Consider the following 26785-nt stretch of genomic DNA (forward strand, 5'->3'; position numbering starts at 1 on the left):
AAGGAGCCAATTATGAGCGAACGACTCTCACCGGGAGCCAAATTCCGCAAAGCCCTTGCCGACAATAAGCCGCTACAGGTTGTTGGTACCATCAATGCCTACACTGCAATGATGGCCAAGCAAAATGGTCACCAAGCTATTTATCTTTCAGGCGGTGGTGTGGCTAACGCTTCATACGGCCTTCCAGATTTAGGTATGACCTCTTTAAATGATGTTGTTGCCGATGTGTCTCGCATTACTTCAGCTTGTGACCTGCCTTTATTGGTGGATATCGATACCGGTTGGGGTGGTGCATTTAATATCGCCAAAACCATTCGCGATATGGAAAAAGCCGGCGCAGCCGCAGTGCACATTGAAGATCAGGTTGCTCAAAAGCGCTGTGGCCACCGCCCGAATAAAGAAATCGTTTCCACCGAGGAAATGGTTGATCGAATCAAGGCCGCTGTTGATGCCCGTACTGATAAAGACTTCTTTATCATGGCAAGAACCGATGCATTTGCCCAAGAAGGTTTGGAGGCAGCCCTAGAGCGTGCCAAGGCTTATGTTGCGGCCGGTGCCGATGGCATTTTTGCGGAAGCGGTTAAAACCGAAGAACACTACCGCGCCTTCTCTGAAGCATTAGATGTACCTATCCTGGCTAATATCACCGAGTTTGGTCAAACCGAATTGTGGAGCCGTGAGGAACTGGGCGAGTGGGGCGCAGGCATTGTGCTGTACCCACTATCAGCTTTCCGCGCTATGAACAAAGCCGCTGAAAATGTATATCGTGCGATCTTAGAAGATGGCCATCAGCGCAATGTTATCGACACCATGCAAACCCGCATGGAGCTTTACGATTATCTTGGTTACCACGATTACGAGCAAAAGCTAGATGCTCTTTTCGCGGAAGGTAAAAATAAGTAAGCGTTAGAAGTTAGACGTTAGATGTGAGACGTAAGGCGTACAAGATACAGAGGTAGAAATTAGAGTGGCGCTTACTGAGCAATTTAGAGCGAGCGCCGAGAGAATAAAAAAGACTCGCGTCTTTTTGCGAGGCTTTTTTGTGAGTGAGGGTAGCCTGGAAGGTCGCCGCTCGCGAAGGAAGCGTTACTCTGATTTCTGCCGGGCTAATGGCACTTATTGTTAGTGTTAAATGTGCCCAAGCGAAATTCGAAAAATACGAAGGATCAAAGAAAGTATTTGATCAAAACCTAAATCAACAGTAAGCGATTTGAAAGATAAAAGTCTGGGAGAAATATAATGGCTAAAGTACTAAGCGGTGCCGGCCTACGTGGTCAAGTAGCAGGTAAAACAGCATTATCAACCGTAGGTAAATCCGGTTCAGGCCTAACTTACCGCGGCTACGACGTAAAAGACCTAGCAGCAAAATGTGAGTTCGAAGAAGTCGCTCACCTAATCCTAAAAGGCCACCTGCCAACACAGGCCGAGCTAGACGCCTACAAAACCAAATTAAAAGGCTTGCGTGGCTTACCAGCAGAGCTAAAAACCGTATTGGAAAATATTCCTAAAGAAGCCCACCCAATGGACGTAATGCGCACCGGCGTTTCCATGTTGGGCAACCTCGAAACTGAAATGAGCTTCGACGAGCAAGGCGATCAAGCTGATCGTATCTTGGCAACGCTAAGCTCAATGATCTGTTACTGGTATCGTTTCAGCCACGATGGTGTACAAATCGAAACTGAAACCGATGACGACACCATTGGTGCACATTTCCTACACATGCTACGTGGCGAAAAGCCAAACGAGTTGCATGAGCGCGTAATGAACGTTTCTTTGATTCTATACGCCGAGCACGAGTTCAATGCTTCAACCTTTACTGCTCGCGTATGTGCTTCTACCTTGTCTGATATGCACAGCTGTGTGACTGGCGCTATTGGTTCACTACGTGGCCCACTACACGGTGGTGCTAACGAAGCTGCCATGGAAATGATTGAAAATTGGAAGTCTGCGGACGAAGCCGAGCGCGAAATGATGGGTATGCTAGAGCGCAAAGAAAAGATCATGGGCTTTGGCCATGCGATTTACTCCGAGTCTGATCCACGTAATGCCATCATTAAAGAGTGGTCTGAGAAATTGGCCGCTGATGTAGGCGACGACGTACTTTACCCAGTATCAGTACGATGTGAAGAAGTCATGTGGCGCGAGAAGAAATTGTTCTGTAATGCTGACTTCTTCCACGCATCAGCTTATCACTTTATGGATATCCCAACCAAACTATTTACCCCAATCTTTGTGGTATCTCGTGTAACCGGTTGGGCGGCACATGTAATGGAACAGCGTGCGGATAACCGTATTATTCGTCCTTCGGCTGAATACACCGGTGAAGAGCTACGTGAAGTTACTCCAATCGCCGAGCGTTAATTTTAAGCGATAAAAGTTTTACCCGGTGGCTGCTGGCTTCTTGCAGTCACTGGGCTTTCTTGTATTTACCGTTTTATCCGTGTGCTTAAGGACCGGTGAAACGTCTAGAAATTTTTAAAAAGGTGTTACATGAACACTGAATTCCGTAAATCTCTACCGGGCCACAATATCGACTTTTTCGATACCCGTGCTGCTGTAGAGGCGATTAAGCCTGGTTCTTACGATAAATTAAATTACACTTCAAAGGTCTTAGCTGAGCAGTTGGTACGCCGCTGTGAGCCAGAGACCTTGAACGATTGCCTAACTCAAATTATAAATTGTCGCCGCGATCTGGATTTCCCTTGGTATCCGGCGCGTGTGGTTTGTCACGATATTTTAGGTCAAACAGCCTTGGTGGACTTGGCTGGCTTGCGTGATGCTATTGCCGAGCAGGGTGGTGACCCTTCAAAGGTTAACCCGGTTGTTCCTACACAATTGATTGTGGATCACTCATTGGCGGTAGAAGCTCCAGGTTTCGATCCTGATGCTTTTGAGAAAAACCGTGCCATTGAAGATCGTCGCAATGAAGATCGCTTTCACTTTATTGAGTGGACAAAAACCGCATTTAAAAATGTTGATGTGATTCCTGCCGGTAACGGCATCATGCACCAAATCAATTTGGAAAAAATGTCACCGGTTATTCAAAACCGTGATGGTGTTGCTTATCCAGATACTTGTGTCGGTACCGATTCTCACACGCCACACGTAGATGCCTTGGGTGTGATCGCCATTGGTGTGGGCGGTTTAGAGGCGGAAACCGTTATGTTAGGTCGTCCATCGATGATGCGAGTACCTGATATTGTAGGCGTAAAGCTGACCGGTAAGCGCAAGCCAGGTATTACCGCCACCGATATTGTATTGGCGATTACCGAATTCCTACGTCAAGAGAGAGTCGTTTCTGCCTATCTAGAATTCTTTGGCGATGGAGCCGCGGATCTTACCATTGGTGACCGTGCGACCATCTCCAATATGACGCCAGAATACGGCGCTTCAGCAGGCATGTTCTATATCGATGAGCAAACCATCGATTACTTAAAGCTAACCGGCCGTGAGCCAGAGCAGGTGGCATTGGTAGAAGCTTACGCTAAAGAAACCGGCCTGTGGGCGGATCAAATGGTGGAAGCTCAATACGAACGCGTATTGGAATTCGATCTGTCTTCGGTAGGCCGCAATATGGCCGGCCCGTCCAACCCACACCGTCGCCTACCAACCTCGGCCTTGGCTGAGCGTGGTATTGCTGTTGACTTGGATAAAGCCAAAGCTGAAGAAGCGGACGGCAAAATGCCAGATGGCGCGGTTATTATTGCGGCGATCACCAGTTGCACTAATACTTCCAACCCGCGCAATGTTGTGGCGGCGGGTTTGTTAGCGCGCAAAGCAAATGAGTTAGGTTTAATTCGTAAGCCTTGGGTGAAATCATCTTTTGCTCCAGGCTCAAAAGTAGCGCGCTTGTATTTGGAAGAGGCAGGTCTATTACCTGAGCTGGAAAAACTAGGCTTTGGTATTGTGGCTTATGCCTGTACAACCTGTAATGGTATGTCAGGTGCACTCGACCCAGTTATTCAGCAAGAAGTGATTGATCGCGACTTGTATTCCACGGCGGTACTTTCTGGTAACCGTAATTTCGATGGTCGTATTCACCCCTATGCGAAGCAAGCTTTCTTGGCCTCACCTCCATTAGTTGTGGCTTACGCGATTGCGGGTACCGTTCGCTTTGATATCGAGCAGGATGTCTTAGGTCAAGATGCTGAGGGTAAGGACATTACCCTGAAAGATATTTGGCCATCCGATGAAGAGATCGATGCGATTGTAAACGAGCATGTTAAGCCTGAACAGTTTAAGCAGGTATATATCCCAATGTTTGACTTGGGCGCGGTGGAAGAAGCTGAGTCACCGTTGTATGACTGGCGTCCACAAAGTACTTATATCCGTCGTCCACCTTATTGGGAAGGTGCATTGGCCGGCGAGCGTACGCTAAAAGGTATGCGTCCTCTTGCGGTACTTGGCGATAACATCACTACCGATCACTTATCACCTTCTAATGCGATTTTAGCCAGCAGTGCGGCCGGTGAATACCTAGCCAAAATGGGCCTGCCTGAGGAAGACTTTAACTCCTACGCCACTCACCGTGGTGATCACCTAACGGCCCAGCGTGCAACCTTCGCTAACCCGAAATTGTTAAACGAAATGTGTCGTGACGATCAGGGTGAAGTGGTTCAAGGTTCTTTGGCCCGTGTAGAGCCAGAAGGTAAGCAGGCCCGTATGTGGGAAGCGATTGAAACCTATATGGATCGTGGTCAGAATCTGATCATTGTAGCCGGTGCGGATTACGGTCAGGGTTCTTCTCGCGATTGGGCCGCCAAGGGTGTTCGCCTAGCGGGTGTTGAAGCGATTGTTGCTGAAGGCTTCGAGCGTATTCACCGTACGAACCTCGTTGGTATGGGCGTATTACCGCTTGAGTTTAAGGCCGGTGATACTCGTGAAACCTACGGTATCGACGGTACTGAAACCTTTGATGTTATCGGTTCTCCAGCTCCACGCGCTGACCTAACTTTGGTCATTAACCGTGCTAATGGTGAGTCAGTCGAAGTGCCAGTAACCTGTCGATTAGATACCGCCGCTGAAGTCCATGTCTACTCAGCCGGTGGCGTTCTACAGCGTTTCGCTAAGGATTTCCTAGAAGGAAATGCCTAAAGGGTAGACGTTAGATGTGAGATGTTAGACGTGAGCCGTCTCACGTCTCTACCTCTTACATCTCACGTCTTACATTCTATCTTTTGGAATTTATTATGGCTTTTGCTCCGCAAATGAAAATACCAGCCACTTATATTCGTGGCGGTACCAGTAAGGGTGTATTTTTTAAACGTGATGAATTGCCGGAGGCTTGTCAGCAGCCGGGCGCTGCGCGTGATGCTATGTTGCTGCGTATTATTGGTAGCCCTGACCCTTATGCCAAGCAAATTGATGGCATGGGTGGGGCCACCTCAAGTACATCTAAAACCGTTATTTTAGATAAAAGCAGCCAGCCAGAGCATGATGTTGATTATCTGTTTGGCCAAGTGTCGATCGATAAACCCTTTGTGGATTGGAGCGGCAACTGCGGTAATTTAACTGCAGCTGTCGGTGCATTTGCGATTTCCAAAGGTATTGTTGGTGCTGAGCGTGTACCTGAAAACGGTATCTGCACGGTTCGCATTTGGCAGGTCAATATTCGAAAAACTATTGTTGCCCATGTGCCTATTTGCAATGGCGAAGTGCAAGAGATTGGTGACTTTGAATTGGATGGCGTGACTTTTCCAGCGGCGGAAGTTGAAATCGAATTTATGGACCCAGCCGATGGCGAAGGTTCTATGTTCCCAACGGGCAATCTCGTTGATGATCTAGTAGTCCCTGGCGTTGGCACGCTGAAAGCCACCATGATTAACGCCGGTATTCCTACCATTTTTGTCAATGCTGATGCGATTGGCTATACCGGTACTGAGTTACAAGAAGCCATTAATGGTGATGCTGTTGCGCTAGACAAGTTTGAAACCATTCGCGCCCATGGCGCCATTGCAATGGGTTTGATTGGTGATGTGAGTGAAGCTGCGGCTCGCCAGCACACTCCTAAAATAGCCTTTGTCGCACCTACTACGAGCTATACCTCATCAAGCGGTAAAGAAGTTAATGCTGCGGATATCGATTTATGTGTTCGCGCCTTATCGATGGGTAAGTTGCACCATGCCATGATGGGCACTGCGGCAGTAGCGATTGGTACAGCAGCAGCTATTCCTGGCACCTTGGTCAATGAAGCGGCCGGTGGTGGTGAGCGCAATGCGGTTCGTTTTGGTCATCCCTCAGGCACTTTGCGTGTCGGCGCTGAAGCAAAACTAGATGGCAATGACTGGACAGCAACCAAAGCTATTATGAGCCGCAGTGCTCGAGTCTTGATGGAAGGTTGGGTGCGTATACCGGCCGATACCTTCTAAGAAAGAGTTATTGCCAAGCAAATCCCGCTCTAAAGCGGGATTTTTAATGTGGGGTTTCCTTATTTGGGCGCCTGTTAATAATTTTTACACTCTCTGTCTATGCTAGAAGCCATTATTACACTTATCACTGCCACAGCTTTACTCTTAGGCTCACCCGGCCCAGCACCTATGGCCTTAGCTGCCGTTGGAGCGGCTTATCCATTACAGCAAGGCTTAAAGTTTCTTGCTGGTATATTGGCGGGTTTAATATGGGTGATGCTATTTGCGGCTTTTATTTTAAATGGGCTAATTAGTATTCATCCGTACTTGCTCAGCACTATGCAAGTTCTTGCAGCTTTGTACATTGTTTGGGTGGCCTATAAAATCGCTACAGCACCGATAAATCCGAGTAATGCAGACACTTTGATGGAGCCTGGGTTCTGGCAAGGCTTTGTTTTCAATCTTATTAACCCAAAGGCATATGCTGCGTTTGTGGCCTTGTTTTCAAGCTTTATGTTGCCAGGTGAGGATAGTTTGCATGCTTTATTAAAAACCGCCGCCTGCTGTTTTATGGTGGCTGCTGCGGTAGATGGTATCTGGTTAATCGCAGGGCGATTATTGCGCTCGGCATTTTCTACTCCCAAGCAAGGCCGTTACCTGCGGATTGCTTTTGCTCTGCTCATGGTGATTGCCGTCGCATTTGCTGCCAGCAAAAGCGCGGTATCTTAGATTTTAAAATCAAGAGTCAATCTATAAGGTTGATGAGTTTGGTTTTTGGTTTTAGTGAATGATTTTTATTAAAGAGTGAAGGAAAGCCAATGCGAACTAAGAAAGCTCACAGGGCTCTATAGTTAAGCCAAAAAAAGGCGGAACAGCTAAGCCATTCCGCCAATTCAAGGGTGACTATTGGATAATCTTAAATAATCGTATCGACAATTTCCGTTTCCACCTTCACAATCACTGATGGGTCGGCGCTATTGGTATAGATATCATAACCAGCATCGCTGCCGGTGCCTGCAACACTTGTCCATGTATCATTTAAACCGTTCTCAAAACTTATGCTATCGCCGTCATCACCTTTGATGATTAGAACATTATTGCCGTCAGTGATGTCGAGCACGTCTTGTAAACTAATAGCGACAAGATTGTGGTCTTGATCATTGGGCATAAGATCGATGACTTCAAAGTTGCTGAGGTTGGCAATATTACTGAAATCAATATCTTCACCTAAGCGCAAAATCAAAGTGTCTTCACCGTCTCCAGCATCCATAGCGTTGCCGTCATAGAGCAGGCTGTCATCGTTCGCGCTAGGGTTAACGGCGCTGATATTGATCGTGGCGCTGCTGCTTACATTTGCCGATGTGTCACTACCATCTTGAGTTGATGCCGTTACGGTTATAGCTCCAGAGTGATTGGCAGATTGAATAAGACCTAAGTCGTTCAATTGATCCTCAGTTAGTCCACTTAAGGTATATCTGTCCGTCGCTTGATCGTAACTACTATTAAGTAGCTGGCCTTGACTGTAAAAGGCCGCATACTCGCCTAACCCTGTTAGCGTTAAGCTAATAGTTTCTGAACCATCGGTATCCAGCAGGCTGGGGTTGAGCTGCAATGGAATCAATTCTCCTTCGTTACCGAAAGAGGTCGCTGGTGCAATACTTAAACCATCGGCCACGGGATCAACAATGAGTTCAAAGTTGGCAGTGCTGAGTGTAGGTGGCAGACCTTGCTCGCGGCTCAATACACCGACCTGTAAATTGTTGAGTGAGCCACTCCAATTTTCTGGTGGTAAAATGGCTATATATGCAGGGAGGTTGTTGCCTATAGCTGGAATTGCCCAGCTGTTGTTATTGCCATTATCACCGGTATTGTTGGCGATCTGCGCTGAGCTGGCATCGGCGCCATACTTCACAATAAAGCCATCGGGTAGGCCGCTTAGAATGACCGCATCGACAATTTCTGAACCGTCATTATCGATTAGTCCGTTGCCACCAAGTTGTAGTTCAATCTCTGTGTCTTCAGCGCCATTGATATTGCTAGCCGTCAAATCAAAGCCATCGTTTATCGGCGCTATTTCAAGTTCGGCAACCTCACTTTGGCTGCTGGCAATATTACTGGCGCCAGTTTGCTGGTTGTTCACAAAAGCTTGAAGGCTCACATCCCCATGACTGTTTGCAGGGGCTTGATAATTTAAATTCAGAGTTTCGTTAGCGCTGCTGACATTATCAATAATGTAGTACTGGCCATCTGGTACGCCAGGTACTCCACTAACTGCTTGCAAACTAAGCGTTGTCCCTTCATGGCTCAGGGTGCCGCTACCTGCAGGGTTTATATTACTCTCATCGACGGCGATATAGAGGCTATTGTCAACTATATTGGCACTGGCGCCATCGGCTGTATTACTTAAGCTAATGGTGAAATTGCTGGCGGCGTCTTCTTGGCCGCTTGAAGTATTTACTTCAACGAGAGTAGGGTCGCTGACTGGTGTTATTTCTTGGTCAACCAGAGTACTGCTGTCGTTGCGTTCACCGCCAGGTGCATAACTGGTTAAGCTGGCATTAAACGTAAGATTGCCAATATTGCTGTTAAAGTTTGCCGGTGGCGTAATACTGATACTTGCTAGCAAGGCCTGCAGCTCGGCATCGCTGCCTACACCATCAGCCGTCCAAACGTTAACACCATCTACACTGGTTAGAGTCATACCACTAACTTGAGTACCTGGTGGAAGGTTGGTTAGGGTGACTGAGAAATCACTACCGGCCACACCTAGATTTGCATCAATTATATCGGCAAGGCTAACACTGCTATCTTCGTTAACTGTTGGCGGTGTATCCGTAAATTGCCACTGATTAACATCGGCGGCTTCATCGTCATCGGCATCACTATCATCGAAGTTCACGTCGGTGCTGATCACCAAGTTTACGGTTTCGCTTATTGCCGTCGAAGGTTCGTCTACAGTAATAGCGGTGATAGAAATGGTTTCATTTAGATTGGCCAATTTATCGGCATTTCCGTCAAGAACAAAGACGATTTCCTGGCTTATGGTGGCAGAGTTAAAACTTGCACTGGTTTCGATAATCCATTGTGCTGTATCAGGGTTGCCATCAGTGTTGCCTACATAAACACCGTTTTCGACACTGACCCCAATAGGTACATTGTCAATGGTTAGGCGCTGCAGCGTTTCGCTGCCATCAATATCCGCATTGTTATTAGCATCGCTATCGGGCAGCTTTTCGATAACCACACTCACTGTAAAGCTAGTATTCGCTGTAGCGGTAACAGTGTTACCAGAAAAGCTAGCCTTGCTTGGGTCTGCGATAGTGACACTGCTAATGGCGGCATCAATATCATCCGTAACCGCTGTAATCCCGAAGCTGTAATTGGCAGGGCTTTGTACAGTAGTGCTCGGCACGCTGCCATCGCCTGAAGGATCAGTTATTTCAAATAGAATCGATAAGCTTTGGTTACCAGAATAGTTGTCACTGCCTTTAACATAAATATTGTTTAGGGCCGGTTGAGTGAGCTTAAAATAACCATCTTCAAGAATGACCCCAGGCTGGCTATCAGCTAGGGGTATATCGATACCGTTACCATTAAATAGCTGCAGTTCGCTGGCTGCAAGAACGGCTGCATCAATCCATACGGATGTTAGCACTTCATCCGTATCATTGTTCTGATGCAGTACGCTAAAGTCCATTAGGGCGAGAGTATCTTCATTTAGGCTCGCTTCGACATTAATTTGAGCTTCGGGCGAAGGTGTGACGATAACAGAAGTTGGTATCAGTAACCCTGTTGTCGTGGCGCCGTCATTATCAGTCGTTGTAGCGCTTAAATTAAAGTTAAGTGTGCCACTGTAGTTCTCAGGTACGACCAGCTTAATATCGTTCAGTTTGTTGGGGTCTATGGCCCAGCTGCGTGAAGTTCCGCTTCCTCCTAGTGGTATTGCACCGATTAGTTCAAATTCCGAATCAAGACCTGTGAGTTTTAATGAAAGTATTTCCGAATCATCAATATCTGTCGTTAAGGCCGTTGTTACCACTTCAGATAAGGCTATTTCTCCAGAGTTATTATCGAGCGTTACCTCTGAAACCTCTGGCGTTGTCACTACAACATTAGCCGGGTCAGCAACGCCTTTAACGGTCACATTAAGGGGCAGGGTGACAATCGGTGAGGTATCACTGATGGGGCCTTCGGTGTCTACTGAAAAGGCTTCAACCTCTAAAATATGATCGGCATTGCTATCTTGAGGAGGTACAAAAAACAAAGGCTTGCTTTGATCGAAATCGACAATGGTAATTGATCCACCCAGGATGATGAGGGGGCTGCCGTCATAAATTATCTGTGCGCCACTCGGGATGTCATTAATATTAATATTAAAGGTTTCAGACTCGTCGCTGCTGCTTGGGCGAATGGTCAAAGCAATTGGCGTATCTTCATTGCCTTGTGCGGGGCGCACCGTTAAGGAAGTGCTATCGGCAACCGGATCAACGCTAAAGTTTAAGTTAGCGTTACCGGAAATATCGGTGGATGTCGCGCTGCTATCGACATCTTGGTCAACCGTCTTACCTTGAATATGTAAGCTAACATTGCCTGCAATATTGTTAGGCGCCTTGTATTCTAAGCTGGCCAATGAAGCCAGCGGAATTTCTATAGGAGAGCCATCATAACTTATGGTCTGGCTTTGACCAGACGCATTAATAAAGCGTAATTCTGAGCCAAGGGCGAGGGCGTTGCTATTGTTAATAGCAATAGTGATCATTGCGAAAACAGCTTCGTCACTGTCTTCATTACTCCAGTCGTCTGCCAAGGCAAAACCATCACTATTTAAGTTGAAGAAGATATCTTCCTGTGCACTGTTTGAATAACCGTGTCCGGGTGTGATGGTAAAATCAGCATTGCTGTTTTGATCAGAATCATCTGTGGTATTTTCAGCAATAGGGGTGACACTGATATCTTGGTTTAGCGTAACCGTTTTGCTGTCATTGACGATAAGTCCATTAACCGTATTGCTATCGGTACTGCTAATATCCAATTCTAAAGAAATATCAGCACTTGAATGGGCGGGAGCTTGTAAGCTGTAGTCTTCGAAATCTCCACTGGCAATATCGGTGTTACTGATACTGAAATTACTACTGCCGTCTCCGGTAAATACAGTATTGCCAGCGGCATCTTTTAAAACCCAGCCGCTAGCCAGTGCTTTGAGGGTGATACCGTCAATCACTTCTGTACCGCTGCCACTATCGGTGACGGTAAGACTGCTTAAAAACTGAATGGGACTATCTTCGATACCGCTGGCATCGTTTATGCTTACGTCACCGGCGACTGGATTCACAAAGAGATTTAGCGTTACGGAATCGTCTTCTTCATTAATAGCACCAGAGCTATCGCTGTCTGTATCTATCGAGCGCAGGCGGATATTGATGCCGCTTAGATCGCCACTAAAGTTAGGAGCTCCGGCTATCGTTATCGCTGGTATGCTGCTTGGGTCACTGCTTAGGCCGGGTGCACTGATGGTAATGCTATTGCCAGCGCTGACTACTGTGCCATTGACGATAATGTCGTCATTACCCGCGGGGTTACTAATAATAATGCTACGATTTTCACTACCATCTAAATCTTGAAAGCTGCTGCTCAGTAGGGCGGCAAGATCTAAGGGAGCATCTTCGTCAATGGTGGCATTGTGGCTAGTATCCGAACCATTGATCTTGATATCTACAGGGTCAGTAACCGCTTGAATGTCGAAATTTTTATTTAAGGTTCTTGTCGCTGAGCTGTCAGGCACCAGAGGCGTGCCGGCATCATCCACTTCCCAGCTGGTAGCTGTTAGACGGGCAGTAAAATCTGTACCGCTATGGGCTGGCGGAAGCAGGGCTAGTTGCTCAAATTGCGCTTCAGTCAAAAACAAAATGTCGCTACCAGATATATCGGAGCGCATATAAGGCTGTAGATCGCCACTGCCATCTACAATCGCAATTTTTATGTCTGTACCAGTACTGGTCAGTAACTCAAAATTTCCATTGCTACCATCAAGTATCTTTGTACCGGCGGGTATTGAGCGAAGTAAAATTTCACCCAAACGTTCTGGATTGTCACCGCTATTAGCAGCGCCGCCGTTTTGATCAACAGTGTCGACTAATTGAGGTAAGCCGAAGCCTAGCGCTACGATACTGTCTTCATCGCTAAAGCTGGTGGCAACATCACGACTCAAATTGGGCCTGTCAGCGCGTGGGTTAACGGTAAAGGTAACGGTGACGGTGTTGCTAATGCCACCTGGCTCTTGGGTGACATAAGTTAAGGTATCTGTGCCGCTATAATGTTGGCTAGGGGTATAGACTAGCTTGCCGTCGGCATTAATGCTGGCCGTGCCAAAGCTAGGATTAATGGTGATGCTGGTATTGGCTTGGGTCGCATCGGCATTGGTGTTATAAACTTGGGTTCCGGAATCTTCATTGATTGTGTGATTAATGGATTCGATCTGAATGTCATCATTGATAATGACTGTTAGCGTGTTGTTGTCACTGTCTCCGTCAGCATCTTCTACGCTTAGAGCAAAGTCGATAGAAATAGGCGTGCTACTGCTATCATGGTCGATGGCTTTACTCAGCGCAAACTCGTAACTGGCACTATTACTGTCGGTGTTATTCAACTGTACTGTGAATACAGTTTCGCCATTTACATTTGCGGTAAGTGTGTGCCCGTTCGCACTGAGAGAATAACTTAAATCTTGCCCGCCCGACTGTAAGTTGAGTGCTTCTAAATTTGCAATGATTTGACTATCAAATTGTGTGTCGACAGCATCTGCAGCTGTTGTCAAATTGAGACTGCCGGAAACCGAAGTGGCTACACCGGCAGGGTTAGTGCCGCTGCTTAAGCCGGCTTCGTTAACAGTGCCAGAAATCGTAGCACCAAAGCTGGGCGCAGTGTCGCTGATAATGATGGTTTTATCGGCGCTACTGCTTGAGATATCGCCATCGCCATCAATAAGTCGGTAAGAAAAGCTTTCGCTTTCTGTCAACCCATCTGAGCTGTGAGTAACCGTGTTGGATGTGTAGTTCCAACGACCATCTGAGAATACCTGTAGGCTACCATACTGGGTTTGCACAGTAGTGGAGCTGCCGGCGGTAACCGTTGCATTTTGATTAACGCCATTTTGATCGAGGTACTCGAAATCGTATATTCTCGCTCCGTCGGCGCCTTCAATATCATTATCTATTAAGTTACTTTGGCCGCTGCTACTGTGGCTAACACTATTGCCACCTTCTTCAACGTTGGCATTGCCATCCCCGCTTACGCTCGCTTGATCGTCAAGTATATTAACGTTCAGTGTACCGTTGCGAATATCCCCATTATCGTCCTGTACCGATATAGTGATAGGGTCGTTTAAGGCGTCGCTGTTTCCGTGGTTTTGCGCAATTAATAAATCGAAGCGATAGCTGACCACTCCCGTTGCTTGATCAAAATTGGTAATTACGATACGCCCATGAGGCGTATTGATGTTGATGTGGCTAGCCGGGCTTGCGTTTGATACGGCATTGAGTGTGGCCGATAAAATATCGGTTCCGCCCACGGTGATTTTGTTTAAGCTATCTGGGGTGACGGTTAAGGTAAATTCACCAGTGGCGCTTTCTGTAGTGAGGCTGGGGTCAGAGCCTTCGGCTAAGGCTGCTTCATCAACGGTTATATGGCCATCATCTGCACCATTTTCATCATCGATAGCGAGACGGGGAAGATTACGCTCAGCGCTGTTAGTGTTACCATAGATATCAGTAGCATTGGCGCTGATTAAATCGCTGTTTTCTCCTAACACTGTCGGAGTTGTATATGTCCAAACTCCATTACCGTCTACTGTTGTATTTCCTAGGACGACTCCGTTCGCACTGATCACAATGTTAGCGCCAGCTTCGCCGTTGCCGCTAATGGTGCTGGGTCCATTTTCATTAATCGTAATCGGATCTATAGATACAGTGGTAACCGTATCTTTTAATATTTGATCAGTGCTATTTGCGCTTGCGCCATTACTATCGCTAGCACTAAGAGAAATCGTTAGATCGCCATCATTTAAACTGCTCGTGTCGACGATCGCTGAGAAAGTACCGTCAGAATTAACAGTAATGCTCGTCAATGGTACATTGATACTGCCACCATTTGAGCTGTTGATGCTTAAACTCGTAATGCTGCCGCCGCTTGGGATTTGGCCGCTGATCATAGTTTGAGTCAAATCATCGATGCTGCTGATCACATCATCATTGCCGCTATCATCTTTGATATCGACAGCGATAACGTTAATAACTACGCTGGCATCATCGCTTAGGTTTCCATCACTGACGGTGTAATCAAAATTCACCTCGCCCATAAAGTTGGCATCAGGCGTAAAGACAAGATTGCCGGATTCCAGTTTGATGCTGCCTTGACCAATAATCGCTACGGATTGGCCTTCACTAATTGCGGTACCATTAATGTGGCTAACAAAGAGGTTGGCACTATCAATATCGGTATCATTTGTGACGACGTTAATCGTAACAGCTTGCCCTTGCCCTGTAATTGCGGAGTCGTCATTGGCGATGGGAGCGTCATTGACTGGCGTAACGGTAATTAATACCGTCGCTTGATCAATACCCCCTTCACTGTCATTGATTTCATAAGTAAAGCTATCGGTACCATTAAAGTCGACGTTTGGTGTATAGCTATAGCTGCCATCATTGTTAAACACTATTGTACCGTTGCTGGTATTGCTTAATAGGCTATAGCTTAGATCGTCACCATCAGGGTCGCTGTCATTGCCGGCTACGTTACCATTTACGGCCGTGTCTTCCTGTGTGCTATTGCTATCATCTATGGCGCTAGGGGCAGGATTGTTCACTTGCCAAATAAAGGTATCGCTAACGGTTTGCCCATCGGGGTCTTGAGCCGTAATCGTTACTGTGTGAGTACCTAAATTCGGGGCTGAGCCAAATTGTGAGGCGCTATTGTCGATCGTCCCCGTAATAACACCGGCCGCTGAAATACTTAAACCCGCCGGTAAACCTGTGGCGGTAAAAGTAAGGTTGTCGCCATCAACATCGGCGAAGTTGCTGCTGATATCTAAATTGATACCGCTATCGGCATCATTATTGTTTTGGTCATCGATCTCGCTATCAACAATAGGAGCATCGTTTACTGGGGCAACGGTAATCACCACAGTGGCTTGGTCTGTGCCGCCTTCGCCATCGTCTACTTGATAGCTAAAGCTATCAGTGCCGTTAAAATCGGCATTAGGTGTATAGCTGTAGCTACCGTCGCTATTCAATACAACTGCGCCGTTGCTCGGGTTGTTAACAAGGCTGTAGCTTAGGTTGTCACTATCGGGGTCGGTATCGTTGGGCGATACATTGCCACTCACCGCCACATCTTCTTGGGTGCTGTTGCTGTCATTATTTGCTTCAGGACCAGGGTTGTTAACTTGCCAGATAAAGGTATCGCTAACGATTTGACCATCGGGGTCTTGAGCTGTAATCGTCACGGTATGAGCACCCAAGTTGGGGGCTGTGCCAAATTGTGAGGCGCTATTGTCGATCGTACCGCTTATAACACCGGCAGAAGAAATGCTTAGGCCAGCCGGTAAACCTGTTGCGGTAAACGTAAGATTGTCACCATCGATATCGGCGAAATTGCCGCTGATGTCTAAATTAATGCCGCCATCAGCATCATTGTTGTTCTGATCATCTATTTCGCTATCAACAACTGGGGCATCGTTTACCGGAGTAACGGTAATGACCACGGTGGCTTGATCTGTGCCGCCTTCGCCATCGTCTACTTGATAAGTGAAGCTGTCGGTACCGTTAAAATTGGTATTGGGTGTATAGCTGTATGTGCCATCATTGTTAAACACTAAAGTGCCGTTGCTGGTATTGCTTAATAAGCTATAGCTTAGGTCGTCACCATCAGGGTCGGTATCGTTGGACGATACATTGCCATTTACTGCGACATCTTCTTGGGTGCTGTTGGTATCATTTGTGGCGCTAGGGGTAGGGTTGTTCACTTGCCAAATAAAGGTATCGCTAACGGTTTGGCCATCGGGATCTTGGGCCGTAATCGTTACGGTGTGAGCACCCAAATTCGAAGCTGAGCCAAATTGTGATGCGCTATTGTCGATTGTGCCACTAATAACACCGGCCGCTGAAATGCTTAAACCCGCCGGTAAGCCTGTTACCGAGAACGTAAGATTATCACCATCAACATCGGCGAAGTTGCTGCTGATATCTAAATTAATACCGCTATCGGCATCATTATTGTTTTGGTCATCGATCTCGCTATCAACAACTGGGGCATCATTTACCGGGGTAACGGTAATCACCACAGTGGCTTGATCTGTGCCGCCCTCGCCATCGTCTACTTGATAGCTAAAACTGTCAGTGCCGTTAAAATCGGCATTAGGTGTATAGCTGTAAGTGCCATCGATGTTTAATACGACTGTGCCGTTGCTTGGATTGTTAACAACGCTGTAGCTTAGGTTGTCTCCATCGGGGTCAGCATCATTGGTCGATACATTGCCATTTACGGCCACATCCTCTTGCGTACTATTTGTATCACCTGTGGCGGTTGGGGCAGGGTTATTGACTTGCCAAATAAAGGTATCGCTGACGGTTTGACCATCGGGGTCTTGAGCCGTAATCGTCACGGTATGAGCACCCAAGTTGGGGGCTGCGCCAAATTGTGAGGCGCTATTGTCGATCGTGCCCGTAATAACGCCGGCCGCTGAAATACTTAAACCGGCGGGTAAACCTATTGCACTAAACGTAAGGTTATCACCATCGATATCGTCAAAGTTTCCGCTGATGTCTAGATTGATTCCGACATCAGCGTCGTTATTGTTTTGGCCATCGATCTCGCTATCAACAACTGGGGCATCGTTTACCGGAGTAACGGTAATCACCACAGTGGCTTGGTCTGTGCCGCCTTCGCCATCGTCAACTTCATAGCTAAAACTGTCAGTACCGTTAAAGTCGGCATTAGGTGTATAGCTGTAAGTGCCGTCGTTATTTAAAACAACTGTGCCGTTGCTTGGATTGTTAACAAGGCTGTAGCTTAGATTGTCTCCATCCGGGTCACTGTCATTGCTGGCAACGTTACCATTTACGGCCACATCTTCTTGGGTGCTATTTGTATCATTTGTGGCGGTTGGAGCAGGGTTATTAACTTGCCAGATAAAAGTATCGCTAACGGTTTGACCATCGGGGTCTTGAGCCGTAATCGTTACGCTGTGAGCACCCAAATTCGGAGCCGTGCCAAATTGTGAAGCGCTATTGTCGATCGTGCCCGTAATAACACCGGCCGATGAAATACTTAAACCAGCCGGTAAGCCTGTTGCGCTGAAAGTGAGATTGTCACCGTCAATATCTGAAAAGTTTCCGCTAATATCTAGGCTGATATTGTTATCTAAGTCGAGGTTATTCTGATTAGAAGTGGAGGCGCTTAGGCTTGGTGTATCATTGCTACCAGTAATCGTAATAGTTAATACAGCTGACGCTGTCTCACCACTTAAGTCACTGATGGTATAAGTGATTGCGGTGGTGGTAGTTTCTCCCGAAGCAAGTTGGTTGAATTCGCCATTGCTATTAAAGCTATAGCTGCCGTCTGAGTTGATAACAAATAAACCACCGTTGCTGCCGGCAATTGCCACACCGGTGCTATTGCTTTGACCGTTTAACGAAATAACAGAGATACTGTCGCCAATATCCGGGTCACTGTCGTTGTTTAGTAGCCCGTCGGCAGCGTTAACCGTTAGCGTACCGTCTTCATCAATACTATTACTGTCATCGACAGCGATGGGAGTATCGTTAACATTTGTGCCTACGGTTACCGTAACTGTCGCTGTACTGCTGGCGCCATTGGGATCTGTAATGGTGTAGGTAAAGCTATCGATTCCGACAAAATTCAGGTTTGGTGTATAGATCGGGTTACCGCTCACAGGGTCTATACTGACACTGCCATTACTACCTTGGGTAATGGCTGTAACGGTTAAAGGATCGTTTTCTGGGTCGCTATCATTATCCCTAACCGAAATTGTAATGGCGGTGTCTTCTGGGGTTGTAATATTGTCATCGATAGCAATAGGTTGGTCGTTAATATTCGGGCCGACGGTTATCGTAACAACAGCGGTATCGGTGGCACCGCTTGGATCTGTAATGGTATAGCTAAAGCTATCGCTTCCAACAAAGTTAAGATTGGGGGTATAAATTAGCTCACCGGTATTAGGGTCCAAGCTAACACTACCATTTTCAGCTTGGGTAAAGCTTTGGATACTTAATGGGTCGTTGTCTGGGTCTGAGTCATTGCTTAAAACACTAATACTGATCGGCGTATCTTCGGCCGTAGAGCGTTGGTCGTCTATAGCAATAGGACTATCATTCTGATTCGGTCCAACAGTGATTCTTACAACGGCCGTTGATAGCAAGCCATCGGGATCAGTAATGGTGTAAGTAAAGCTATCAGGACCAACATAGTTTTCATTGGCCGTGTAAATCGGGTTTCCAGTTTCTGGATCAATCGTAACCGTACCATTTTCCGCTTCACCGACGCTTACTATCTCAATACCGTCGCCGTCCGGATCTACGTCGTTTTGCAATACGGATATTGAAATGCTGCCATCTTCAGGAAGGCCTACCTCGTCATCGACGGCGATAGGGGCATCGTTTACTGCCTGAATATCACTGATAATCAACTGGGCGGTATCAGTAAGGCTGCCGTCACTAATGGTATAGCTGATATTAGGAACAGGGCCGTTATAGTTTTGATTGGGTATAAATTCAAAACTGCCATCACTGTTTAAAGTGATTTGACCTACACCAGGAATTTGGGCGGTCTCACCCGCTTGGTAGGGAGTGCTGTTGCCAGCCACACTAAAATCAAGTAAAGATAATGGGTCGTTATTTACATCGCTATCATTTGCTAAAAGATTTCCGCTTACGATGGTATCTTCGGTGGCTGAAAATATTTCATCTTCGGCAACTGGGGCTTGATTACTAGGGGAGGCTTCGTCGAATAGCGAAACTTGGGGAGCTTCGAGGCTGTTTGTTTCAAAGCCAGCGCTGGGCAAAACTTGCTCGGCGGTGAAGGTAAAGCGAATTCCGACTGTACCTGCTGAAGAATTAGCTGAGGCTGTACCGCCAGCGGCAGCAGCAGGTAGCAGCTCGTTCAAATCCGAGCCTGATTCGATGGCACGCTCAAGTGCTTCAAAGTCCAACTCTTCATCCTGCTCACTTTTAGGAGCGTCGCCAGTTTGATTGAGTCGTGCCAAATTAACATTCTGATTTGAGCCTAAAATTGCACCACCGCCACTTTGGTAGCGGACAGCGACGGCGCTTTCGTCTGAAGTGATTAAGTGCGATTGAATAGCAACCTTGTCGCCGACTTTGAGAGCCTGCTTATGCCCTGTGGCTTGGGTATGAGCTCGGCCTTTTATGGCGCTGATTAGTCCAACAACTTTTTCTTCCTGTTGAAAAGATTGCGGTGTTATAGCAGCATCTTTGTTAGCAATATTTGACACAGAAGAATCCCCCTTCGGATCAAAGCTGTTCAGATCTTTGCGAGATTTTGAGGGCGCTTATTGTTGCCTTGTTGCTACCTAGGCTTAATGAACATAAGCCATTCGCTTAGAACTGATGTATTAGCTAATATTAAAATTTCTGTGAATTCTATCACGAAAAGTATGGGGTAATTTGTGCTGCAGCTTGTCGGGGATTAGTGGTCTAAACCTTAGGAGAATGGTTACAAAGTACTAAAAATTACTTTTACAATTAATTTTACTTGGTTATTAAGTACCTGATATTCAACAAAAAATTAATCAAAGATGAACGGTGTTGATTAAAAGCCTTTCGGCTCAAGGCGAAAGGCAATCTAGAATGGTGAAAATCAGTCTTTAGTTTTAGTGATGTTGTTAGAGAACCGCAGTTTTTTCGTCTAAGCTGGGCTGGAAAATGTGCATTTCTTTAGATGTTCATCGCTGATTAATCTTAAACAACTGCCTATGCCCTAAATCCTTCTGCTTAGACTCTTATGTTTGCCAAGTGGCACCTAGAGAGCCACGGAATTGGAAGTTTCTTTGTGCTTGGCTCCGTATTCGATGAGACAATCGATAGCGCTTTTAGGGCCGGAGGCTTTTATACGGTTACAAAATTCATTTGCTGCTGATTGCAACTGCGAAACTAATTTGTCAAAGGCTTCTATTCGTTGAGACTCTGAGCCCTCAATTGAAGATGGGTCTTTTAAGGGCCAATGTAGAACCTGTGCGGAAGAGAAATAATGTGGGCAACTTTCCTGTGCTGCACTATCACAAACTGTAATGATGAGGTCGCAAGGCCACTGTGAAAAATCTTCCCAAGATTGGCTTTGTAAATATTCACAGGGAATATTATTTCTGCTCAGGGCAAGGAGGGACTCCGGGTGTACTTTACCCGCTGGCTGGCTACCGGCAGATTTTACATTCAATGCGAGGTTCCCAGCGTGAGAGCTGAATATAGCTTCCGCGAGTATACTGCGGCAGCGATTATGGGTGCATACAAATAATATATTCATAGCTGCATGTTGGAGAATTAGTGCCGGGCTGTCTATGCCTGCATAGAATTGTGATAAAAATATGAGAAAGTAGGTGCTTATGGTTGGGTGAAAAATGACCACTGTCAGTGTTTCTGTACTGCTACACTTTATTGCTCCCCATATAGTCAGCAACTAACAATAGAGCTAGAATAGGGCGATTTTATTAGATCTGGATGATTATGCCCCTAGAGCGCCAAAAAGACCGCAAAACTAAGCTGGCCCCTCGTCGTCAGCCCATTCAAGAGCGTGCTAAACAGAAAACTCAGCAAATATTGGATGCGACGGCTAGATTGCTCGATGAAGTCGGTTTTGATGATTTAACGACCATACTGATTGCAAAAGATCTGGGGATTTCTGTGGGTGCTTTGTACCATTATTTTCCCAATAAACATGCAATTTTGTATGCCTTGGGTGAGCGTTGGCTAGATCGTATGACCGAAGCGCTTGAGGCAACAGAGCGCCTTGATATCGAGTCAATGAGCCTTGAGACTTTTACGGCTTGTCAGATTGATCTTATGTTAGACGTCTACAAAGAGCAGAAGGCAATTCTGCCTTTAGCTCAAGCACTCTGGGCCATCCCTGAATTAAGAGAGCTAGACGCTCAGCATGATTTTGTGGTGATCAGTCACTTTATTCGCATGTATCGGCGTTTGGGGTTTGAGCAAGATGAGGAAGAGTTAGGTAGGATTGCCAGGCTACATTTAGAGGCCAGCCACGCATTGTTGTTAACGGTGGTCGATCAAAACTCTGAGCGTGCCGCCAAAAGTCTTTCCGATTTAAAGGCGATCTGCTTGTTTATGCTAACAAAACACCACAAGCCGCGTTGAGCGACCTGTGGCAAAGGGCTTAGGGTGTTAGGGGTGAATGTCGATGTCCGCTTGGATTATTAATAGCTGCTCTAGCTCTTGTGTTATTTGCTCTGAGCTATAGAAATCAATAGAGCTTTTCTCGCCTTCTTCAGTCTCATTCGTTCTGGACGTAGTAAACTGAGCTGCCTCAAGTTCTGGCAGTTCAACTTCAAGCTGTTCAAATAGTTCTTTAGCTGAAGCATCGCCATCAAGTAATGAGCTCCAATCTAATGGTGATGAGAGTGCCCCAGATAGTGAAATCTGTGCCACGAGCATATCGCCAGATGCCGTTGGCTGAGAAAAGTCGGCATCGACTAGACCCTCCAAGCCAAGGTCGCTTTCATTGAGGTCTAGCAAGCTATTGCTGCTATTATCCAAGCTTTGCTGACTGAGAGCACTTTCATTACCGTCAAAGCTGCTATCGACTTTGCCCACTTCAAATGCGTCAGAGAAAGACATACCACTACTGTCAAAACGTTGACCAAAAATCGCGATAGATCCTGTGTTACTGTCGATACTCGTCCAAGTAACCAGGTAGCCACCGTCTTCCAGAGTAACAATGTGCGGCTCAATATTTGAGGTGAGCTGACTCTGGGCGATGATTGTTTTAGCGCTGATTATTTCTCCTTCAGATGAGTATCTGCTGCTATAGACGTTAGCAATTCCGTTATTCACCTCAGACCAAACCACTACAAAGTCGCCGTTATCTAAACCACTTACTTCGGGGCGACCCGTGATACTAGTTTGTTCATCTGCCGGCATAATAATGATGTTTTGCTCGAAAAGCGCTTTTCCGCTGGCACTAAAGCTTTGAATTTGTATTTGATTGGCGCCATCAGCTGCGATGCTTACCCAGCTAGCGATGAATCCACCGTCAGAGCTGCTGCGTATATTACTCAAAAACTGCTCGCCGCTTAAATCGTCATGTAAGATGAAATCGTCTTTAATAATATTGCCTTCTTGGTCGTAAATCTTAGCCCAAATATTGTTGCCACTTTCATCTTGGCTAGCATGCCAGCTGACCGCAAATAGCCCGCCGTTTAGTTCTGTTATTGACGGTAAGGCTTGGTTTCCTTGGCCTTGCTCATTTACTTGAATTTCATTTCCTAGAGGCTCACCATCTGCTGAGAAAACACGCAGATAGACACCGGCCGCATGACCATCCTGTCCGTCACTCATCCAGCTTACAGCGAAACCTCCGTTTTCTAGTGATGTAATTTCAGGGCGACTTTGGTCCGAGCTGTAGAATTGATTGACTTGAAATTCTGAACCGTCCTTCTGGCTGTTGGCATCATAACGTTGAGCAAAGATGCCAAATCCATCTCCGTCTTGGTCGTCGGATTGCCAAGTTACTAGGAAGCCACCATCTTCTAGGCCTGTCACATCCGAGTTGGCTTGTTCACCCAAGCGGAAACTATTAACGACAAAAGCGTCATTTACAGTATTACCGTTAACATCATACCGTTGTGCCCAAATATCAAAACTGCCATCTTTGCTAGCGTTTAATGAAGCAAAAGTTACGATATAACCCCCATCTTTCAATGATGCAATTGGATCGACTAGTGTCGGTGTCATTAAAACGACTAGCTCATTACCTGCTAAATCCTGCAGGGTTGCCTGGAAGGTGTAGAAAACATGATCCCAAGCCGATGTGTCACCGCTAATATTTCTAAACCAATCGGGTTTAATGTCTGTATCGCTGCTGGCACCGCCTTCGGCCCTCGCAAGATAACCGTCGGTGAGGCCATTCATTCTTCCACTATATCTAGCATCAATGTCTTTAATTTTATAGTCTACATATTCAGTGGTCGTTAGGTGCCATGCTATTTCACTGGCCCTAGCATGATAAACGGAATCTCCATTATCAACTTTACCGCCATTTTGAGTTGTGTATTCGGTAAAGTCGTAGGCGTTGTTATAAGTTCGGCCAATGTTGACGACATTCGCGTCCACGATGGTATCGATAGTAACAGTAAGAGGCTCAGAATCTTTTGACTCTTCACCACGACTGCTTACAACTCTGAAGTCATAGTTGCCGTCATTCAAATGTGTGCTAGTAATCGTCCAGCTACCATTGGATTCAGCAATGGTTTCGCCAACCTTGGTTTTACCGTGGAATAAGGTAACAGTAGTTCCTGCGGTTGCTGAACCGGTAAAAGTAGGGGTGGTATCATTAGTTAAATCATCATCGTTAAACTTACCGGAGTCGCTAGAAGCTTTTAAATCAATGGTAGGTTTTTCGATAGGTGGTGCGATCTCAATAATAACTTTGGCAGTATCAAAACCACCACGGCCATCGCTGATTTGATAAATGACGGTGTCGGTTAATACCTGGTTTGCAGGGTTGTCCAACTCGTAGACGATCTCACCAGATTTGTTAATTTTGGCGCTACCGTACTTTCCTTGCTTGGTAATGCTTTCAAGCTTCAGTTTATCGCCGTCCGGATCTTTGTCGTTGGATAGAACATCTACTTTAACGGTGTCAGTGGTTGATACTCTGTCGTTCTTGGCGTTGGGGCCTTGGTTTGATTGAACCTCAACCTCAAAACCCTGGGTTTTAGGGCTGATATTCCCGGCGATATCGATTTGCTTTGCGCGAATATCGACTGAGCCATCATTCATTTCATTGCTAACTTGATAAACCCAATCGCCATTTTCATCGGCCTCTATGCGCCCATCTTCTTTACCGTCAACATAAACAATGATCTCAGCATGAGCTTCAGCTGTACCATGGACCTCAGGGAGAGTGTCGTTGAGGGTTTCTCCAGGCGAGACATTTTTTGAACCGTTTAGATCATCGACAAGGTGGGTGATTACCGGCGCTTCAACTTCTGTATCGATAGTAACGGTTAAGCTTGAAGAAGATTTTTTCTCGCTACCTATAACGCTAGTAACCTTGAATTTGTGGTCACCATCATTGTATTCATTAGTAGTAAAGCTCCATTTTCCGTCGCTATCGGCCGTGGTTTCACCAATTTTTTTGTTGCCCTTGTAAATAATTACGCGGCTACCAATGGTGGCGGTGCCGACCAATTCAGGTGTGCTGTCCTTGGTAATGTTATCGTTGTCATAACGACCAGAATCACTTTTTTCATCAAGGTCAATAGTAGGCTTAACATGCGGAGGAAGAAGAGTAATGTGGATTGTGGCAGTGTCGGTACCACCATTACCATCTTCGATTTTATATTCAATGGTATCTTGTTGTGGTTCGGTTACCTTGCCATTGGGCTTGTAAGTGATTTTACCATTTTTAATTTGTGCGTTGCCAAATTGACCTTGGCTAACTATTTCAGATAATGAAATTTTGTCGCCGTCAGCATCGCTATCATTTTTTAGTACATCAAACTTAGTGGTTTTGCTAATGGTGTAGTGATCATCTTCTGCATCTGGCGCTTGATTGAGAGATATTGTGAAGCTGAAAGAGTCGGACATGTCACTCTCGTTTTCAGCAAGGTCGTATTGCTTAGCGGTAATTGCATGCTGGCCTTCATCTAAAAGCAGTGGCGATTGAAGCTTCCATTCGCCTGTGTTTTTGTCTGCTTGGGTAAAGCCTACAAATGCGCCATCGATATAAATATGAACTAAAGCGCCTTTTTCCGCACTGCCGACGATTAATGGTTCAATATCATCGGTGTTTCCACCGTCATTCACTTCGCCGGTACTTGGCCCTTCATCATCTAAAATATAGAGAATTTCGGGTGGCTCAACCTGACGGTCTACGGTAACTTCAAATTCTTCACTTGCATCACTTCGGTTGCCGGCTTTATCAAATGCAATAGTAAAGAAAGTTTGCTCACCCGTTAAAAAGCTCTTTGTTGGCTGATACTCCCAGCTGCCGTCATCTTTTACGAAGGTGGTGCCTAAGAAGCTCTTACCGTGATATATAGCAATAATATCTCCCTTAGTCCCATGGCCGTGCAAGCTAAAGGCGTCGTCATCGGTGGATTCTTGATGCTCCACTCGGCCTTGGTAAGCACCGACATCGTCGTTGGCATAATCAATGGTGGGGGCGTCAGGGGCAGTCGTATCGATAGTTAATGTAAATCCGTCATATGCTGTGCCAGCATCATTTACTGCTTTGGCGCGGAAAAGGTGTTCGCCTTCATCAAGTGGTTCAGTGATTTGCACTGTCCAGTTCCCTTGGTCATCGGCTTGAATTGGGCCATAATTTTGATCGCCTACAGAAAGATAAACCATAGCTTTAGCGGTTGCAGTTCCGCTCACTAGTGGGGTCTTGTTATTGTTGTAGCCACCGTCTACCACACTGGTACCAGGAGGAAGCGTAACACCGGTTGTATTGGCATTATCGTTCACGGCCATAACTTCAAGTTTAACGGGCTCTGACGATTTGCTAATATTGCCGGCGTCATCTTTAACGGTTGTACTTAATTCGTGGGCTCCTTCGGCGAGGTTGACCCCTAGCGTCCAGTTACCACTGTCGTCGCTGTTTGTTGTTCCTACGTATTCGCCTTTATCAAAGACTTCAATCGTCGAGTTCGGCTCAGCTTTGCCGCTGAAGTGATGTTCTCCGCTGCTAAGCTGGTCTCCGTTCGCATAGGCTTTGGGAACACCATTGATCGCTAGTTCACTGGCGGTCAGAACTTCTTGATCAACTGATATCTGAAACGCTTGGCTAGGCAAGGATTCGATACCGTTGGCGTCGGTTTCGCTAACGGTAAGTTGGTGTAGACCCTGTGATAATTCAGGGCTTTGAAACACCCAAATCCCTTGGGCATCTGCTTGACAATGCCCGATTAGGGTGCCGTTTTGGAAGACATTAATGGTAGCGCCTGGGCTGCCAGTACCGTTTATCGTCAGAAGGCTATCATCCGTTTTCCCTAGGTGCGTTAACTTACCTTGAGTGCTGCCTTGATCATCCATAATGCTCGAAATATTGGCCATAATATAATGTTTCCGATTATTGTTGATTGAGCCGCGAACGCTCTTTGCTTGAAAATATTCAAAGAGATATTATTGAATATGTGAGCTGTTTCTAGCTTTGTTAGTGAAAACCAT

The 26785-nt window shown here is 46.3% G+C and carries 9 protein-coding genes; 6 read left to right on the forward strand and 3 right to left on the reverse strand.

Annotation, left to right across the window (positions count from 1 at the left end; translation table 11 throughout):
- The first annotated feature begins 12 nt into the window (after positions 1-12).
- The 5 genes from prpB to Q1A08_RS00860 all read left to right on the forward strand — a co-directional run bounded on the left by prpB (position 13) and on the right by Q1A08_RS00860 (position 7076).
- On the forward strand, positions 13-903 hold the full coding sequence (prpB, locus tag Q1A08_RS00840) for a methylisocitrate lyase (protein ID WP_299768321.1): 891 nt from the start codon (positions 13-15) through the stop codon (positions 901-903).
- Positions 904-1239: 336 nt separating this feature from the next.
- Complete coding sequence (gene prpC / locus Q1A08_RS00845; RefSeq protein ID WP_299768324.1) at positions 1240-2361, forward strand: 2-methylcitrate synthase; 1122 nt, start codon at positions 1240-1242, stop codon at positions 2359-2361.
- A gap of 129 nt (positions 2362-2490) precedes the next feature.
- On the forward strand, positions 2491-5094 hold the full coding sequence (acnD, locus tag Q1A08_RS00850) for a Fe/S-dependent 2-methylisocitrate dehydratase AcnD (protein WP_299768327.1): 2604 nt from the start codon (positions 2491-2493) through the stop codon (positions 5092-5094).
- Between the two features lie 95 nt (positions 5095-5189).
- A complete protein-coding gene (gene prpF / locus Q1A08_RS00855; protein WP_299768330.1) occupies positions 5190-6368 on the forward strand; it encodes a 2-methylaconitate cis-trans isomerase PrpF in 1179 nt (392 codons plus the stop codon).
- A gap of 99 nt (positions 6369-6467) precedes the next feature.
- The gene (locus Q1A08_RS00860; protein WP_299768333.1) at positions 6468-7076 is read left to right on the forward strand and encodes a LysE family translocator; all 609 of its coding nucleotides are present in this window, start codon (positions 6468-6470) and stop codon (positions 7074-7076) included.
- 187 nt (positions 7077-7263) lie between these two features.
- On the opposite strand, the gene Q1A08_RS00865 is transcribed toward Q1A08_RS00860, so the two are convergent.
- Both Q1A08_RS00865 and Q1A08_RS21460 read right to left on the reverse strand, forming a co-directional pair.
- Positions 7264-19872, reverse strand: coding sequence for a retention module-containing protein (locus Q1A08_RS00865; RefSeq protein WP_299768336.1), 12609 nt, complete (start codon positions 19870-19872; stop codon positions 7264-7266).
- Positions 19873-20399: 527 nt separating this feature from the next.
- Positions 20400-20900 carry an arsenate reductase ArsC gene (locus Q1A08_RS21460; RefSeq protein ID WP_363323467.1) on the reverse strand — a complete coding sequence of 167 codons (501 nt, stop codon included), beginning with the start codon at positions 20898-20900 and terminating at the stop codon, positions 20400-20402.
- A gap of 194 nt (positions 20901-21094) precedes the next feature.
- Between Q1A08_RS21460 and Q1A08_RS00870 the strand changes: the two genes are divergently transcribed.
- On the forward strand, positions 21095-21748 hold the full coding sequence (locus Q1A08_RS00870) for a TetR/AcrR family transcriptional regulator (protein WP_299768339.1): 654 nt from the start codon (positions 21095-21097) through the stop codon (positions 21746-21748).
- Positions 21749-21775: 27 nt separating this feature from the next.
- Here Q1A08_RS00870 and Q1A08_RS00875 read toward each other — a convergent pair whose 3' ends face one another.
- The gene (locus Q1A08_RS00875) at positions 21776-26671 is read right to left on the reverse strand and encodes an Ig-like domain-containing protein (RefSeq protein WP_299768342.1); all 4896 of its coding nucleotides are present in this window, start codon (positions 26669-26671) and stop codon (positions 21776-21778) included.
- Positions 26672-26785 lie beyond the last annotated feature (114 nt).

Source organism: uncultured Pseudoteredinibacter sp., from assembly GCF_947500695.1.
Classification (GTDB): Bacteria; Pseudomonadota; Gammaproteobacteria; order Pseudomonadales; family Cellvibrionaceae; genus Pseudoteredinibacter.

Bases quoted from the DNA above. Each gene is read 5' to 3' on its own strand.
- Q1A08_RS00860 (WP_299768333.1), top strand. From the start codon at position 6,468: ATGCTAGAAGCCATTATTACACTTATCACTGCCACAGCTTTACTCTTA.
- Q1A08_RS21460 (WP_363323467.1), bottom strand. From the start codon at position 20,900: ATGAATATATTATTTGTATGCACCCATAATCGCTGCCGCAGTATACTC.
- prpF (WP_299768330.1), top strand. From the start codon at position 5,190: ATGGCTTTTGCTCCGCAAATGAAAATACCAGCCACTTATATTCGTGGC.
- Q1A08_RS00875 (WP_299768342.1), bottom strand. From the start codon at position 26,671: ATGGCCAATATTTCGAGCATTATGGATGATCAAGGCAGCACTCAAGGT.
- prpC (WP_299768324.1), top strand. From the start codon at position 1,240: ATGGCTAAAGTACTAAGCGGTGCCGGCCTACGTGGTCAAGTAGCAGGT.
- Q1A08_RS00870 (WP_299768339.1), top strand. From the start codon at position 21,095: ATGATTATGCCCCTAGAGCGCCAAAAAGACCGCAAAACTAAGCTGGCC.
- acnD (WP_299768327.1), top strand. From the start codon at position 2,491: ATGAACACTGAATTCCGTAAATCTCTACCGGGCCACAATATCGACTTT.
- prpB (WP_299768321.1), top strand. From the start codon at position 13: ATGAGCGAACGACTCTCACCGGGAGCCAAATTCCGCAAAGCCCTTGCC.